The 16,109-nt window shown below is 43.5% G+C and carries 14 protein-coding genes; 6 read left to right on the forward strand and 8 right to left on the reverse strand.

The window, feature by feature from the left end; genetic code table 11:
• Positions 1-119: 119 nt before the first annotated feature.
• The 5 genes from AC0KVP_RS05410 (at position 120) to AC0KVP_RS05430 (ending at position 5,777) form a co-directional block, all read left to right on the forward strand.
• The gene (locus AC0KVP_RS05410; RefSeq protein WP_234964545.1) at positions 120-473 is read left to right on the forward strand and encodes a hypothetical protein; all 354 of its coding nucleotides are present in this window, start codon (positions 120-122) and stop codon (positions 471-473) included.
• A gap of 286 nt (positions 474-759) precedes the next feature.
• The gene (locus AC0KVP_RS05415) at positions 760-1,776 is read left to right on the forward strand and encodes an aspartate carbamoyltransferase catalytic subunit (protein ID WP_148825756.1); all 1,017 of its coding nucleotides are present in this window, start codon (positions 760-762) and stop codon (positions 1,774-1,776) included.
• A gap of 10 nt (positions 1,777-1,786) precedes the next feature.
• The gene (locus AC0KVP_RS05420) at positions 1,787-3,022 is read left to right on the forward strand and encodes a dihydroorotase (protein WP_279734849.1); all 1,236 of its coding nucleotides are present in this window, start codon (positions 1,787-1,789) and stop codon (positions 3,020-3,022) included.
• 160 nt (positions 3,023-3,182) lie between these two features.
• Positions 3,183-4,640 (forward strand): OmpA family protein, encoded by a 1,458-nt coding sequence (locus AC0KVP_RS05425; protein WP_473339513.1) that lies wholly within the window; start codon positions 3,183-3,185, stop codon positions 4,638-4,640.
• A gap of 114 nt (positions 4,641-4,754) precedes the next feature.
• A complete protein-coding gene (locus AC0KVP_RS05430; RefSeq protein ID WP_473340427.1) occupies positions 4,755-5,777 on the forward strand; it encodes a DUF1311 domain-containing protein in 1,023 nt (340 codons plus the stop codon).
• A gap of 101 nt (positions 5,778-5,878) precedes the next feature.
• Here the strand turns inward: AC0KVP_RS05430 and AC0KVP_RS05435 are convergent, their stop codons facing one another.
• From AC0KVP_RS05435 to AC0KVP_RS05470, 8 genes are all read right to left on the reverse strand, one after another.
• Positions 5,879-7,288, reverse strand: coding sequence for a short-chain fatty acid transporter (locus AC0KVP_RS05435; RefSeq protein ID WP_473339514.1), 1,410 nt, complete (start codon positions 7,286-7,288; stop codon positions 5,879-5,881).
• 133 nt (positions 7,289-7,421) lie between these two features.
• Entirely contained in the window at positions 7,422-8,051 is a 630-nt protein-coding gene (locus AC0KVP_RS05440) for a CoA transferase subunit B (RefSeq protein ID WP_010327116.1), read from the reverse strand.
• Between the two features lie 3 nt (positions 8,052-8,054).
• Positions 8,055-8,759 carry a CoA transferase subunit A gene (locus AC0KVP_RS05445; RefSeq protein WP_473339518.1) on the reverse strand — a complete coding sequence of 235 codons (705 nt, stop codon included), beginning with the start codon at positions 8,757-8,759 and terminating at the stop codon, positions 8,055-8,057.
• A 26-nt stretch (positions 8,760-8,785) separates the two neighbouring features.
• Positions 8,786-9,688: a hydroxymethylglutaryl-CoA lyase gene (locus tag AC0KVP_RS05450; protein WP_473339519.1), complete on the reverse strand. Its 903-nt coding sequence runs from the start codon at positions 9,686-9,688 to the stop codon at positions 8,786-8,788.
• Complete coding sequence (locus AC0KVP_RS05455; RefSeq protein ID WP_473339521.1) at positions 9,685-11,676, reverse strand: acetyl/propionyl/methylcrotonyl-CoA carboxylase subunit alpha; 1,992 nt, start codon at positions 11,674-11,676, stop codon at positions 9,685-9,687. The genes AC0KVP_RS05450 and AC0KVP_RS05455 overlap by 4 nt, the downstream gene beginning before the upstream one ends.
• Before the next feature lie 20 nt (positions 11,677-11,696).
• On the reverse strand, positions 11,697-12,491 hold the full coding sequence (locus AC0KVP_RS05460) for an enoyl-CoA hydratase/isomerase family protein (protein ID WP_473339523.1): 795 nt from the start codon (positions 12,489-12,491) through the stop codon (positions 11,697-11,699).
• Between the two features lie 10 nt (positions 12,492-12,501).
• Positions 12,502-14,103: a carboxyl transferase domain-containing protein gene (locus AC0KVP_RS05465; RefSeq protein WP_062033822.1), complete on the reverse strand. Its 1,602-nt coding sequence runs from the start codon at positions 14,101-14,103 to the stop codon at positions 12,502-12,504.
• A 36-nt stretch (positions 14,104-14,139) separates the two neighbouring features.
• Positions 14,140-15,312 (reverse strand): isovaleryl-CoA dehydrogenase, encoded by a 1,173-nt coding sequence (locus AC0KVP_RS05470; protein ID WP_279677874.1) that lies wholly within the window; start codon positions 15,310-15,312, stop codon positions 14,140-14,142.
• A gap of 148 nt (positions 15,313-15,460) precedes the next feature.
• On the opposite strand from AC0KVP_RS05470, the gene AC0KVP_RS05475 reads away from it, so the two are divergent.
• Positions 15,461-16,087 (forward strand): TetR/AcrR family transcriptional regulator, encoded by a 627-nt coding sequence (locus AC0KVP_RS05475; RefSeq protein WP_004982268.1) that lies wholly within the window; start codon positions 15,461-15,463, stop codon positions 16,085-16,087.
• Positions 16,088-16,109: the final 22 nt, after the last annotated feature.

The following is a 16,109-nucleotide window of genomic DNA, read 5'->3' on the forward strand; positions in this document are numbered from 1 at the left end:
ATCACCATGTGAACAATAACGTTTTTGGTACGTATTTTGCTAAATCCTTGCAAGTTTAATTTACTGACTGATTTCTGATAGATCGTCAGTAAATATTTTTCACTTGAAAGGGGATGAATATGTCGACCAAGTTAGATCGCGGTGTTGTAAGTCATGCTGATGCTTTTTCAATTGCAACTTTACTTTATGCACGTCTGCGCCGTGTATCGGGGCGTGTAATTGATGTGATGTATTTGGTGGAAAACCCAAGTTATGCACGTCAGATGGCAGAGCTTGCTTTAAGTACAGAAGATGCTGAACTGATTCGATTGGTGAGCCGTTTAGACAGTGTCATGGATATTTTTAACTATGAAGAAGCCGCTGTGATCGAAAAACCTAAACAGGTCGACACGACACGACATGAGTTGGAAGCCACTGAAGAAGAAATCTACCGTGCCCAAGTGTCACATCACTATATTGGCGCTTTAAGATAAGAATCGCTGAAGTTGGATCGCTCTCGCAAGAGAGCTTTTTTAAATGTCCGCTTGGGATAAATGAGATAAGAAACTCTATAGAATTGATATTTATAGCAATTTGATGAACTCTGAATTTGGCTAATTTAGCCTTTGATGGTTTAATTTAACTGGTTGAAATAATAGATAAGAATTTCATAATCTTAGTTTTGAAGCCGATGATAATTAAGGCAATTGTTTTAAACTGAGGTCCAAATCAAAAAGAAAATCTGTATAATGCGTTAACTTAACGTACAAGGAATCTCTCATGCACTTGGCAGCATTGCATACTCCGAGTCAGATTCAACTCAACCAAGATGGTCATCTCAAACACTTCCTCACCATCGAAGGCCTTTCTAAAGAAACTCTTACAAAAATATTGGACACCGCGCAGTCCTTTTTTAATGACCAAAATCAGCTGATTACCAACAACCTCTTAGAAGGTCGAACGGTAATGAACCTTTTCTTTGAAAACTCAACCCGTACTCGTACTACTTTTGAAGCAGCGGCAAAACGACTTTCTGCAAATGTATTAAATATCGATATCGCACGTTCAAGTACTTCCAAAGGGGAGACGCTCAGAGACACTTTGTGGAACTTAGAAGCGATGGCTGCGGATATTTTTGTGGTACGTCATTCTTCGTCGGGTGCGGCACATTTTATTGCCCAAACCGTTTGTCCGCATGTTGCAATTATCAATGCAGGTGATGGCCGTCATGCGCATCCAACACAAGCTATGTTGGACATGCTGACCATTCGCCGTGAAACCAAAAAGAAATTTGAAGATATTTCAATTGCCATCATTGGTGATATTAAACATTCACGCGTGGCGCGTTCAGATGTTGCTGCATTACAAACACTGGGGTGTAAAGATATTCGTGTAATTGCACCGAATACGCTGCTGCCATATGGTTTTGACGAATATGGTGAAGGTGTACGTTTATTTAATAACATGGAAGCAGGGATTCAAGACTGCGACGTGATTATTACCTTACGTATTCAAAATGAACGTATTGATTCGCCTGCGCTGTCATCTCAAGCTGAATTCTACAAAATGTACGGTTTAAACAAAGAACGTCTTGCGATGGCAAAACCTGATTGCATCGTGATGCATCCGGGACCTATGAACCGTGGTGTAGAGATTGATTCCAGTATTGCTGATGGTCCACAGTCTGTGATTTTAAATCAGGTGACCAACGGGATTGCTGTACGTATGGCAGTTTTGGCGCTTGCAATGCAAGGTCAACTGCAAGAGCAAGGTTTGTTAGACGCGATTGCGGTATAAGGAATAAGTCATGACTGTTGTAAAAATTGAAAATGTACGTGTTCTTGACCCAATTCATCAAACAGATGCGGTTCAAACAGTGTATATCGAAAATGGCAAGTTGGTTGCTGAAACAACCAATGTCACTGAAACAATTGATGGTCAAGGCAAGTGGTTAATGCCAACCATGGTGGACTTATGTGCACGCCTACGTGAACCAGGTCAGCAACAGCACGGGACATTAAAATCAGAAGGTCGTGCTGCGCGTGAAAATGGTATTTTGCATGTGTTTACACCGCCAGACTCAAAACCGATTGTGCAAGACAATGGTGCTTTGATTCATGGTTTGATGGAAAAAGCCATGTTGGATGGCGGCATTTATCTTGAAGTGATTGGTGCTCAAACCCAAGGCTTACAAGGCAACCAACCTGCAAATATGGCGGGTCTTAAAAAGGGCGGTTGTAAAGCAGTTTCAAATGCCAATGCGCCTTTTGCAGATGACGATGTGGTGCTGCGCACTTTAGAATACGCAGCAGGCCTTGGTATGACGGTGGTGTTTTATGCCGAAGAACCGCAAATTGCCAAAGATGGCTGTGTCCATGAGGGCTTTGTGGCATCGCGTCAGGGCTTACCGACCATCCCAGCGATTGCCGAAACCATTGCCATTGCCAAGTATTTGTTAATGATTGAAGCGACGGGTGTTCGTGCCCACTTTGGTTTATTGTCTACAGGTGCTTCTGTTGATTTGATTAAAATCGCTAAAGATAAAGGTCTACCAGTCACATGCGATGTGGCGATGCATCAGCTGCATTTAACAGATCAGCTGATTGATGGCTTCAACTCACTTGCACATGTCCGTCCGCCGTTACGTGCTGAGTCGGATAAAGAGCTCCTTCGCCAAGGTGTGAAAAGTGGAGTGATCGATGCGATTTGTACACATCATGAACCGTTAAGCAGTTCTGCAAAGCTAGCACCATTTGCTGAAACACAACCGGGCATCACTGCTTTTGATACCTATGTAGCTTTTGGTGTGCAATTGGTACGTGAAGGTTTATTTAGTCCTTTGGAATGGGTCGAAAAAGTCACGATTGCACCTGCCACGGTAGCCAATATGCTTGAACGTTGGACTGCTGAAGCAGGCTGGGTATTGGTTGATCCTGAGTTAGACTGGATTGTGAATAAAGACAATATTTTGTCGCAAGGTAAAAATACACCTTTGATCAATCAAGTGGTGAAAGGAAAAGTTCTAAAAACTTTTGCAGCTTAAATATTGCATTAAATGTGGATTAAAAAGTCAGCTTCGGCTGGCTTTTTTATTGGGCCTAGATAAAACTGATGCAAATACAATATTTTACAAAGTATAAAAAATGAACAGATAAACTGGAAAATGACGATGAAAACAATGAGAAAAAGTGGGGTAAGGCTTCATGAATGTCGATTTTATGGATTTACTAAAACAAAATGTCTCTGCAATTGTTTTAGAGGGTGATACACAACATTTACTTGAAAAAAATCAAGCAATTCAATCCTTTTTACCAATTTTACTGTCTATATTAAAGTCAAAGTCTGAACTGATTCCTGCATTTCAGCAGCAGTTGAATCCACGTCTTAATGATGCTTTTGCATCGAATGTCAGTCTCAAGCAACAGTTTTTGGAGCATGTCCGCGGGGCAGCACCCGCAGATGAAATTGAAAGTACCTTGAGCCGTTCGATTACACCTGCATTAGCATTTTTAGCCACAGAGGCAGGCTCTTCAGAACCTGAAGCGATTTCCCATTTACTACAGGTCAACACAGATTCCATTAGTCGTGCCTTACCTGAGTGGGCAACTGCATTACTGGCCGGATTGGGGGTAAATATCTTACAAGGACAAGCTACACATGTTGCACCTGCAAGCGTACATGCTACAAAAGTAGATGAGAAACGGTCATTTTTACTGCCAGTTTTGGCTTTAATTATTTTTGCGGCATTGTTTGCTTTTATTTTTAGAGCCTGTACCGAAAAGGCCACAACTGAAACAGCACCTGCTGCAAATGTGAATGCCAGCCAACCTGCTAAATTTCAAATCACCACAGGGGCAACAGGAGATTTGGTCACTTGCCAAATTTTCTCAGCCAATGCGGCTTATGTTGAAATTTTGCAAAAAGAAGTAAAGCAAATTTTTAATAACAGCATCGGCTGTGGTGCAGATATGCAGAGTATGTATCACACTGAATTTATCGACCAAGATGCGATACCCAGTGTAATCAGTGCATTGAAAGGTGTGCCAAATATAAATTTAACATGGTTTGGCAATCAGTTATCGATTCAATCACAAGATCCAGCCAATGCACTTAAAGTGGCAGATCAAATTAAACCTTTACTGCGTAATATGACAGTTGTGACGCAGCAACCACTGGATGTAAACCGTGCCGTGGATACCAGTATTAGTGATGCTGAGCGTGCACTGGCAGAAATTAATCCTGAGCAAGTTCGAGCACTAGACGTTGCCACGGCATTGAATTTGCAAATTATTAACTTTGATACAGCTTCATCGACGATACCTGATGTCAATAAGTCGATTTTGGATCAGGCCGCGGCGCTGATGCAAAAATCCCCTCAAGTTAAACTGACCGTGATGGGGCATACAGATGCAACGGGAGATGCGGCAGTCAATAAAACTTTGTCGCAAAATCGAGCGCAAGCGGTGGTGGATTATTTAATTTTTAAAGGCGTCGATCCTGCGCAGTTGAGAGCGATTGGTTATGGGCAAGAAAAGCCAATAGCAGACAATCAAACTGATGAAGGCAAGTTTAAAAACCGCCGTATCGAGTTTGAGGTTTTAAATACAGACTCGGGTGTGGTGCGTGAAGTGGATGATCGTGGTGTTGAAAAGGTCAACTAAGCGATGTTTTAACCCTGCTACGGCAGGGTTCTTTTATTTAGCTACTCGCATAAAAGCTTATTTTTTGGTTAAATACGCTGCGAAAAACAACAGCCTTATGGTTTTATAACAATGATGAAGAAAACAATTTTTGCCAGTCTAATCTTGAGCAGTTTATTTTTAAGTGCTTGTAACCGAACCGAGAATAAAACAGAAACGGTTGCTGAACCGCAAGAAATGTCAGATTGGAGTTGTACGGCTCCTGCCAACGTTGAACAAATTCAAGCGCATTTAAAAGCTGAATACTTAAAAGCCCTAGACCGTCGTCTGCGTGATAGCCGTGAATATGAGGCCGATGAAAAATTATTAACGCAGATTAATAACGGTATTCGCTTTGAAATTAAAGGGATTTCAACAACTACAGAAAAACCTGAAACTGCGAAGCAATTGGACTGCGAAAGCCAGTTGGTGGTGATTTTCCCGAAAGGGTTACAGAAACGTGCTGAAAATGCGTTTTTAGCGCGTCCATGCGAAGAGTGTGAGGACGGTTATCAAAGTACTTTACGTGATGTCTTAGAAGAGGGTGAATATTCACTCAACTTAGACAATGATCAGCTACAAGGTGCATTTAGCTATAACATTATTAAAACGGATAAAGAAGGCATTAGCCTCAATGTACCAAATCAAAATGGCGTGATTGATGGTGTGGTTTTGGTGACGCAACATGCGGTGCAGTTTGCGGCATATGAAAAAGCCAATTTAGAGCAGCAAGAAAACATCAAACAATATAATGAGCAAGAAGTTGCGCAGATGGAACTGGCACAGAAAGCCATGAATATTCGTAAGAAGGAACTGGATGCTGACCAAGTCAAAGTGGTAGAACGCCTGAACCAAACTTGGGACAATTTCACTGAGGAGCAAAAACAGCAGCTACAACAAGACCAAACCGAGTGGTTTGAAAAACGTGATGTAGACTGTAAAGTGATTTCTCAAAAAAGTGTCTACCAAATGACGGATAGTGAAAAAGAAACCTATCAAAAGCAGTCGCAATATTGGGATGAGGCTTTACGTGCCCAAGATCAACAATTGCAATATACCAAGTGCTTTAACCAAAAAACCAATGAGCGCATTGTGTATTTAAATAATGTGTTTAATTAATTGGGCTAGGTAAAAAATACGCTTTATTGAGTATTTTATAGAATGAGAAAAGGACGAATATGATTCGTCCTTTTTTATTTAGATTGTTTTTTGTCTCTCGTTTAAAAGGTAGGCGGCATATAGGTCAGGCTACGGCCTAAAATCCAAAGTAGGAACAGCACCAAAGGCAGGTGGAAAACCAATTGAGTGACGGTAAAGCCGATCACATCTTTGGCTTTTAATTTGAGAATGCCGAGCATTGGCAGCATAAAAAATGGGTTGATTAAATTCGGCAAGGCTTCAGCAGCATTATAGATTTGCACCGACCAGCCCAAATGCACTTTTAAATCATGTGCCGCTTGCATGACATAGGGGGCTTCAATAATCCATTTACCACCGCCAGAAGGAATGAAAAAGCCTAAAATGGCAGAATATAAGCCCATCACAATGGCAAAGGTTTCTTTGGAGGCAATTGAAACAAAAAACTCAGCAATATAATGTGATAGCGATAAATCATGACTATTCAAGGCTTGCGTCATCATAAAGGCGATACTGCCATACAGTGGAAACTGAATCAGAACACCTGAGACAGCTGGCACGGCTTTAGTGACAGCATTGAGGAAATTTCGTGGCGTACCATGTAGTGCAATACCCAGCATGAGGAAAATAAAGTTGTAGGTGTTTAGGCTTGAAATAGCCAAGATCGGATTGCTTTTGCTGAACTCATTGAACATCCAAACCAGACCCAAGAGCACAATCAAGATACTCAATAAAGGCGAGTTCTCTAACCAGTCACCTGGGCGTTTTGTGGTTGGTGTCGGGTTAGTTTCTTCCTCAAACTGAATGGGGAATTGATCAATGGTTTTAATGTCTTGCCCTTTGGGTGCAGACCAGAATGCAATAGCAATCGAGGCAATAATCAATACAGCCGTCATGATCATGGACTGTGGCAAGAAAATGGTTTCGGTAAAGGGAATCACACCGGTTAGATTGTAAATCGATTCGGGCAGGCTGGCTTTGTTGGCTTGCAGTTGTGCTGCAGAAGAACTAATACCTAAGGCCCACGTTGCTCCCATCCCAATAATCGCGGCGGCGGCGGCAGCACGATAGTCCATATTCAGTTCTTTGCGTTTAGCTAAAGCAATCACCAGCAGGGCAGTCAGTACCGTACTCATGGCCCAGTTAATCAGCGAAATTAATAAACTGACCGTGGCAACAAGAACAATCGCACCGCGACCACTATGGGGAATTCGGGCCATTTTTTGAATCAGTAGCTCCACAGGTTTTGAAACAGAAACCACATAACCAACCACAATCAGCATACACATTTGTAAGGTAAAAGGGATCAGACTCCAAAAACCATCTCCGAAGGAAACCGCGACATCTTTGGCAGGCGCACCAATAATGATAGAGGCAATCGCAACGATCACGACACCCAATAGGGCAAAAATATAAGAGTCTGGGAACCATTTCTCCGACCAATCACTGACACGTAGTGCAAAACGTTGCAAAATATTTTGAGAGTTTTCCATGCATTGATTCCATTTTTATCTATGAGGTATGAATTTTTGATTCAGCCTATCCGTGCTGATAGAAATGCCTTTAAAACAGGATCGCTGCTTTAAAGGCATTGGATTATTTTTCTATTGTATAAATGATGTCGAATTAGCGGATGAGGGGAACACCTGTCACTTTTTGAATATCTTCAAAACTGACATCTTTCGCCAGTTCAACCAATTTCACACCTTCCTGCGTAATGTCCATGACACCGAGGTCAGTAATCACGCGATGTACGACATTTTTGCCTGTCAGGGGCAGGCTACACTGCTCGACAATTTTCGGCGTACCATCTTTTGCAGAGTGTTCCATGAGCACCACCACTTTTTGTACTCCAGCAACCAAATCCATCGCACCGCCCATGCCTTTGACTTTTTTACCCGGAATCATCCAGTTGGCCAAATCGCCATTTTGTGAGACTTCCATTGCCCCTAAAATGGCGATATTGACATGACCTCCACGGATCATGGCAAAAGAATCTGCACTAGAGAAAAATGCGGCGCCCTGACGTGCAGTAACAGTTTGTTTTCCAGCATTGATTAAATCGGCATCGACTGTTTCGGCTGTTGGAAACTCGCCAATACCTAACAATCCATTTTCAGACTGCAACCAGACGTTGACGTTTTCAGGAATATAGTTGGCCACCAGTGTGGGTAAGCCAATGCCTAAATTGACATAAAAACCATCTTCCAGCTCAAGCGCTGCACGTTGTGCCATTTCATTACGAGACCAAGCCATGGGTTAAGCCTCCTCTTTTAATGTGAGTTGTTCGATACGTTTTTCAGGGTTTGCATTCAGCACAATGCGATTGACATAAATACCCGGCAGGTGAATTTGGTCTGGATCTAAAGCGCCAATTTCAACAATTTCCTCAACTTCGACAATGCAGACTTTTCCAGCCATCGCACATACAGGATTAAAGTTTTGTGCGGTTTTACGGAAAATTAAGTTACCTGCAGTATCGGCCTTGTAAGCCTTCACGAGTGCAATGTCAGCGGTGAGCGAGTTTTCTAGAATATATGGTTTGCCATTAAACTCACGCTCTTCTTTGCCTTCGGCAATAAGCGTACCGACGCCTGTTGCGGTAAAGAAAGCGGGAATACCTGCACCTCCAGCACGGAGTTTTTCTGCCAGTGTACCTTGAGGGGTGAGCTCCACTTCAAGCTCACCATTTAAGAACTGACGTTCAAATTCTTTGTTTTCACCCACATAAGAAGCAATCATTTTTTTGATTTGTTTGCTTTCTAATAACAGTCCTAAGCCGAAACCATCAACGCCTGCATTGTTTGAAATACAGGTGAGGTTTTTCACACCCGTTTGTTTTAAGGCTGTAATTAGACTTTCTGGAATACCGCATAAACCAAAGCCACCAACCGCTAGGGTTTGACCATCTTGAACTACATCTTGCAGTGCATCCTTTGCACTTGAATAAACTTTATTGACCATAGTGTTCTCGTTATCAATTGAATGGCTTAGGCACAGCGCTTTTGCCAGTAGGCATTGGCATAGTTAGATGGATTGGTGCGTTGTAGCACTTGGCTGATGTTTTGGCTGGCAATCATCAGTGCATCAAGATCAATCCCTGTGTCATAACCCATGTTGGAGAGTAGGTAGTAAAGGTCTTCTGTGGAGACATTGCCCGATGCACCTTTGGCATAAGGGCAGCCACCTAGACCTGCAATCGAAGAATCAAATACACGAATGCCTTGTTCTAAAGACTGGTAAATGTTGGCAATGGCCATGCCATAGGTATTATGAAAATGTCCTGCTAAACTCGCGGCATCTATTTCAGCTAAACATGCCTGCCAGACTTTTTTCACGCGGTCTGGTGTCGCCGTGCCAATTGTTTCACCTAAGGACACTTCATAGCAGCCCATGTCCAGCAAACGTTGACTGACGTGTGCAACTTTGCTCGGTGCAATTGCGCCTTCATAGGGGCAGTCGACAATACAAGACACATAACCACGCACTTTGATGTTATGGGCTTTAGCGGCAGTCATAATGTCTGCAAATTTTTCAAAGCTTTCATCAATGGAGCAATTGATGTTTTTTTGGGTAAAGCTTTCGGAGGCTGCGGTAAAAACTGCAACCTCCTGACAGCCGACTGCCAGAGCAGACTCAAACCCTTTCAAGTTCGGAGTCAGTAAACTAAAACTGATATTCGGATCTTTGGGTAAGCTGGCAAAGAGTTCATCACTCTGTGCCATTTGTGGAACCCACTTTGCAGAGACGCAAGAACCCACTTCAATGGCACTGAGTCCTGTTTGCATTAAATCTAAAATCAGTTTGCGACGGTCATCCAAAGTGAGCGGTGTCTTTTCATTTTGCAAACCATCTCGCGGCCCGACTTCGACAATTTTGACAAATTCATTCATGCGGCACCTTCCAAGCTTGAAAACTCAACCAATTCATCGCCTGCTTTGACCTGATCACCGACTTGGAAGTAAGCCGTAGAGACAATGCCGTCATGTGGAGCACGAATTGAATATTCAATTTTCATCGCTTCCAGCGTGAGTAATACATCATCTTTTTTCACTGCGCTGTTGTTTTGTACCAAGACTTGCGTGATCACACCCGGCATTGGTGCTTTTAAGTTGTTGGCATCAGAAGCATCATCTTCCGTATTAAAGTTAGGCTTAATATGTGCAAACTTATAGCTTTGACCATCTGCATACAGGGTTAGGCCCTGTGCATTTGAACTATAAGCATAGGTCTTTTTGCTTGTTGCACATTCAATTTTAGCTAAATGTGCCTCTAACAATTCACCCTGAATGAAAACGCTCTTTCCATTGTACTTCGCTGTAAAGCCTTTTGCTGTTGGGCTGAAATAGACTTTATGTTCTTCATCGTTCAGTGCAAGTTTAATGGCATAGCTGGCATTAATATTTAAACGCCATAGAGACTCGGCTTGCCACACAGGATTTGCAGCTGTTTTATTGCTAGCAAAGCGAGATAAGAGTTCAATCAATGCCGCCGTGATGATGAGCTCTAAAGAGGCTGTTTCATTGTGTTGCAGTAAAAACGCTTCTTCACGTTGAATTAAGTTGGTGTCTAGGTTGGCGGTTTTAAAAGACTCTGAACGGACCAAACGGTCTAAGAATGCAATGTTATTGCCCAAGCCATCGACATGGAATTGACTCAGTGCATGGTGCATTTGGGTGAGTGCTGCTTCACGATTCTTTGCCCAAACAATTAATTTGGCAATCATTGGGTCGTAAAAGGTCGTGATTTCATCCCCTTCAACAATGCCACTGTCTACGCGGACATGCTCATTTTGCTGAGGGTAGTGCAGGTAGTGGATTTTCCCAATCGCAGGTAAGAAACCTTTTTCAGGTTCTTCAGCATAGACACGCGCTTCCAGCGCATGACCATGAATACTGAGTTCGTGCTGTTGTTTAGGTAGTGGTTCACCAAAAGCTACACGAAGTTGCCATTCCACCAAATCTTGCCCTGTAATCATCTCTGTTACAGGGTGCTCAACTTGCAGGCGAGTATTCATTTCCATGAAATACGCCGTGCCGTCTTGTTCCACAATAAACTCAACTGTCCCTGCGCCGACATAATCCACTGCACGTGCTGCATCAATAGCGGCTTGGCGCATGGCTTCGAGTTTTAGCTCTGCCATTTTGGGTGCAGGCGCTTCTTCTAGTACTTTTTGATGGCGACGTTGTACCGAACAATCGCGTTCAAATAGGTGCACATAGTTACCATGTGTATCACCAAAAACTTGTACTTCAATATGGCGCGGTTGTACTACATAGCGTTCAACCAGTACATCGTCATTGCCAAAGCTTGAACGCGCCTCACTTTTACATGAAGCCAAATGACTTAAAAAGTCTTCGCCACGATCCACCAAGCGCATGCCTTTACCCCCCCCACCAGCACTGGCTTTAATCAGTACAGGGTAGCCAATGGCATCGGCTTGTTGTTTTAAAAAATCAGGATCTTGGTTGGTGCCATGGTAGCCCGGTGTCAGCGGTACACCTGCTTTCTCCATTAAGGATTTAGAAGTGGCTTTGAGGCCCATGGCTAAAATGGCATCTACAGGTGGACCAATAAAGACAATGTTGTTTTTTTGGCAGGCATTGGCAAATTGGTCATTTTCAGATAAAAAGCCATAACCCGGATGAATTGCTTCTGCACCTGTATCTAAGGCAGCTTGGATAATACGTTCAATTTGTAGATAGCTTTGTGCAGCAGGAGATTCGCCGATATAAATGGCTTCGTCGGCTTGTTGCACGTGCTGTGCCTGAGCGTCAGCATCTGAATAGACTGCAACGGTGGCAATGCCCATTTTTTTTGCAGTTCGGATCACACGACAAGCAATTTCACCACGGTTCGCAATTAAGATTTTATTAAACATATCGATATCCTTTCTTGTTGTTATGCCGTTGTCTTGATCCAGACTGGACTGTGTTTATTTAAAAAAGCATTTAAGCCATTTTTCGCCTCTGATCCTTGGCGTACATGGGCAATATGTTGTGCTGTTTGCAACAATAATGCTTCGGTTAACACTTGTTGGTCGACCATTTGGATGAGTTGTTTTGAAGCCGTTTGTGCTGCTGGTCCACCCAAAAGTAAGGCATCGACCATTTCTGCGACTTTTTCATCTAACTGTTCAGCATCGGCAACCACATGCGCCAGACCAATGTGTAGGGCTTGCTCCGCAGAAATACGCTCTGCGGTTAAAAAGTAGCGTGAAGCCTGGCGTGCACCAATCGCACGAATCACATAAGGGCTAATGGTTGAAGGGGCTAAACCTAAGCGCACTTCAGAGGTTGCAAACTTAGCATCGCTGCTTGCCACACAAATATCACAGGCAGAAGCCAGTCCCATGCCACCACCAAAAGCAATGCCTTGTACACGGGCGATGGTCGGTTGTTTTAAAGTCGCTAAACTTTGTAGCATTTTCGCTAGTTTTAATGCATCGGCTTCATTTTCAGCCTGTGAGGCTTGTCCCGCTTCTTTCATCCAGTTCAGGTCAGCACCTGCAGAGAAGCTTTTGCCACGTCCAGCTAAAATCATGACACGAACATCATCACGCGTGTTGAGTTCGCTAAAGCAGCGGTGCAGTTCTTCAATCACTTGAGTATTGAAGGCATTATGCATTTCTGCACGATTAATCCATACCGTTGCCACTTGGTCGCGTTGTTCGAGTTGTAAATATTGAAAGCTCATCGCTCATCTCCTACATGCGGAACACGCCGAATTTGGTCGGTTGGATGGGTGCATTTAAGGCTGCGGCTAAACTTAAACCGAGCACCTGACGGCTTTGTGCAGGGTCAATCACACCGTCATCCCACAAACGTGCCGATGCATAATATGGATGGCCTTGACGTTCAAACTGATCGCGGAAAGGTTGTTTAAAATCATCTTCTTCTGCCGCAGACCAAGACTCGCCACGTTTTTCGATTTGATCACGCTTTAGGGTCGACAATACACTTGCCGCTTGTTCACCACCCATGACCGAAATACGCGAGTTCGGCCATGTCCACATGAAGCGTGGAGAATAGGCACGACCACACATACCGTAGTTGCCTGCACCAAATGAACCACCAATCACAAGAGTGAGTTTCGGCACGTTCGCGGTTGCAACAGCCATGACCAGTTTAGCGCCATTTTTAGCAATGCCTTCATTTTCGTATTGGCGACCGACCATAAAGCCAGTGATGTTTTGGAGGAACAGTAGGGGAATATTGCGCTGTGTACATAGCTCAATAAAGTGAGCCCCTTTTTGTGCAGACTCTGAAAATAAAATACCGTTGTTGGCAATAATGCCAACGGGCATGCCATAGATTTTGGCAAAACCTGTGACTAAGGTGGTGCCAAAGCGAGCTTTGAATTCATCAAAACGTGAACCATCGACAATGCGCGCAATCACTTCACGAATATCGAATGGTTTACGGGCATCACTTGGCACAACGCCATACAGTTCTGTTGCATCAAATAACGGTTCTTCAATCTCTGTTGCACGCGTATGTGGTGTTTTATTTAGGTTGGCTACGATATTACGAGCAATGGCAATGGCATGTTCGTCGTTCTCAGCCAAATGATCCGCTACACCAGACAGGCGAGTATGCACATCACCACCGCCTAAGTCTTCACTGCTAACCACTTCACCCGTTGCTGCTTTCACCAATGGTGGGCCACCTAAGAAAATCGTCCCTTGGTTACGCACAATAATGGTTTCATCAGACATGGCAGGTACGTATGCACCCCCAGCTGTACAACTGCCCATTACCACCGCAATTTGGGCAATCCCCATGCTCGACATGCGTGCTTGATTATAGAAAATACGGCCAAAGTGATCACGGTCAGGGAAAACTTCATCCTGCATCGGCAAATATGCACCACCTGAGTCCACCAAATAAATACAGGGCAGATGGTTTTGCTCAGCAATCTCTTGAGCACGTAAGTGTTTTTTCACAGTCAGTGGGTAGTACGTACCGCCTTTAACCGTAGCATCGTTGGCGACAATCATGCAGGTCACACCATTGACCTGACCTACACCAGCAACGACACCAGCCGCAGGCACATCGTCTGCATAGACGTTTTGTGCTGCCAACTGACCAATTTCAAGGAATGCCGTGCCTGCATCAATTAACTGATCAATACGATCACGTGCTAACAGTTTTCCGCGTGCCAAATGTTTTTGTCGCGCCGCTTCACCGCCGCCTAAAGCAATTTGTTCTGCTTTTTGCTTTAAGTCATCGACCAAGCTTTGCATTGCGGTTTGGTTGGTTTTGAAGTCTTCACTTCGAATATTGATCTTGCTATGTAATTGATTCATCACGAACATCCTTGTCATTTTTATTGTTGTGGAGGATTAAGCTGTTTCATTAAACAGTTCACGGCCAATCAACATACGGCGAATTTCAGAAGTTCCCGCGCCAATTTCATAGAGTTTTGCATCGCGCCATAGACGGCCTGCAGAAAATTCATTGATATAACCATTTCCACCTAAGGTCTGAATGGTTTCACCCGCCATCCACGTGGCTTTTTCCGCAGCATATAAAATTGCACTGGCTGCATCTTTACGTAGGCTACGGCTATGGTCGGTCTTGTCGCACTCAGCACCCACGGCATAAACCAACGCTTTACATGCCAACCAAGTCGAATACATATCTGCAATTTTTCCTTGCATTAACTGGAACTCACCGAGCGCTTGGCCGAATTGTTTACGGTCATGGATATAGGGAATCACGGTGTCCATGCAGGCATCCATAATGCCTAAAGGACCTGCGCTTAAAACCGCACGCTCATAGTCCAAACCACTCATGAGCACTTTCGTGCCGTTTCCTACACCGCCCATCACGTTTTCTTTTGGCACTTTCACGTTGTCAAAGAACAGCGGGTAAGTGTTCGAACCACGCATACCCAACTTGTCTAAATGTGTGCCGTGGCTAAAACCTTCCATGTCTTTTTCTACAAGGAAAGCCGTCATGCCTTTAGCGCCTGCATGCAGATCCGTTTTGGCATACACCACAAGCACATCAGCATCACCACCATTGGTGATCCACATTTTTGAACCATTTAACAGGAAGTGATCGCCACAATCTTCAGCTTTGAGTTTCATGCTGACTACGTCTGAGCCTGCGTTTGGTTCAGACATTGCGAGTGCACCGACGTATTCACCTGAAATTAGCTTCGGTAAATAGCGCTGCTTTTGTTCCTCGCTACCATTTCGGTTAATTTGATTCACACATAGGTTAGAATGTGCACCATAAGAAAGACCAATCGAAGCTGAAGCACGTGAGATTTCTTGCATGGCAATGATATGCGCTAAATAACCTAGACCTGTACCGCCATATTCTTCACTGACGGTCAGACCGAGTAAGCCCATATCGCCAAATTTTTTCCACAACTGAGCTGGAAATTCGTTGTTCTGATCGACTTGTTGCGCAATGGGGGTAATTTCCTTGGCACAAAAAGCCGCAACGGAATCACGCAGCGCAATGAGTGTTTCATCTAAACCGAAATTTAAGCTTTGTAGGGTCATTTCTTCATTCGTCCTATGAGTGTATTTATTGTTCCTGATAAAGCATTTTTGTTGTGCTTGATTTTTACAATACATCGAATTTTTAAAAAAGTGAACTAAAATTCACAAATTGATTTACAATTCATTTTATCTGGTTGAGAATAGAATTATGAGTTATAAAAGATCATCATTGATGCAAGAACGAATGGAACAAAATCGTGAAGCGATTTTGCAATCCGCTCGTGAACTTATTGCTCAAGGGGGGATTAAAGACGCGCAAATTCAAGCAATTGCTGAACGCGCGGGTGTTTCGAGTGGTTTGGTGTATCGATACTTCGATAACAAAAGCCAAGTGTTAATTGAGGTTTTGTCTGAGGCCATTCAGCATGAGGTGAAAATTTTAAATCACATTGCTGAAAGTGAGCTCTCGTCAAAACAGAAATTGGACAAGGCGGTAACCACGTTTGTGAAACGTGCCATGAATAGCCCCCAACTTGCGTATTCACTCATGTTTGAACCAGTCGATGCTGAGTTAGAACATGAACGTTTTCGCAGTAAACAGCTGATTAAACAGAGCATCAAAGAAATACTGGCCGCAGGGAAAATTAACGGTGAGTTTGGATTTGAAGATTTAAATACTGCAGCACTTTGTGTGGTCGGTGCCATGACTTTTGTGGTGATTGAGCCTTTAAATCCGTCTCGAAATGTGATGTTTGATCAAAACTATAAAGACTACTTTGTGAAACAAATTGCCGAATTTTGTGTCAATGCAGTTCAGGTTCAGGAGGAAAAATAGTAGCAGGTGTGAACACAAAGGC

It is taken from the genome of Acinetobacter sp. DL27, from assembly GCF_055810995.1.

Coding starts and splice junctions, on each gene's coding strand:
- AC0KVP_RS05410 (WP_234964545.1), top strand. CDS start 120: ATGTCGACCAAGTTAGATCGCGGTGTTGTAAGTCATGCTGATGCTTTT.
- AC0KVP_RS05415 (WP_148825756.1), top strand. CDS start 760: ATGCACTTGGCAGCATTGCATACTCCGAGTCAGATTCAACTCAACCAA.
- AC0KVP_RS05420 (WP_279734849.1), top strand. CDS start 1,787: ATGACTGTTGTAAAAATTGAAAATGTACGTGTTCTTGACCCAATTCAT.
- AC0KVP_RS05425 (WP_473339513.1), top strand. CDS start 3,183: ATGAATGTCGATTTTATGGATTTACTAAAACAAAATGTCTCTGCAATT.
- AC0KVP_RS05430 (WP_473340427.1), top strand. CDS start 4,755: ATGAAGAAAACAATTTTTGCCAGTCTAATCTTGAGCAGTTTATTTTTA.
- AC0KVP_RS05435 (WP_473339514.1), bottom strand. CDS start 7,288: ATGGAAAACTCTCAAAATATTTTGCAACGTTTTGCACTACGTGTCAGT.
- AC0KVP_RS05440 (WP_010327116.1), bottom strand. CDS start 8,051: ATGGCTTGGTCTCGTAATGAAATGGCACAACGTGCAGCGCTTGAGCTG.
- AC0KVP_RS05445 (WP_473339518.1), bottom strand. CDS start 8,759: ATGGTCAATAAAGTTTATTCAAGTGCAAAGGATGCACTGCAAGATGTA.
- AC0KVP_RS05450 (WP_473339519.1), bottom strand. CDS start 9,688: ATGAATGAATTTGTCAAAATTGTCGAAGTCGGGCCGCGAGATGGTTTG.
- AC0KVP_RS05455 (WP_473339521.1), bottom strand. CDS start 11,676: ATGTTTAATAAAATCTTAATTGCGAACCGTGGTGAAATTGCTTGTCGT.
- AC0KVP_RS05460 (WP_473339523.1), bottom strand. CDS start 12,491: ATGAGCTTTCAATATTTACAACTCGAACAACGCGACCAAGTGGCAACG.
- AC0KVP_RS05465 (WP_062033822.1), bottom strand. CDS start 14,103: ATGAATCAATTACATAGCAAGATCAATATTCGAAGTGAAGACTTCAAA.
- AC0KVP_RS05470 (WP_279677874.1), bottom strand. CDS start 15,312: ATGACCCTACAAAGCTTAAATTTCGGTTTAGATGAAACACTCATTGCG.
- AC0KVP_RS05475 (WP_004982268.1), top strand. CDS start 15,461: ATGAGTTATAAAAGATCATCATTGATGCAAGAACGAATGGAACAAAAT.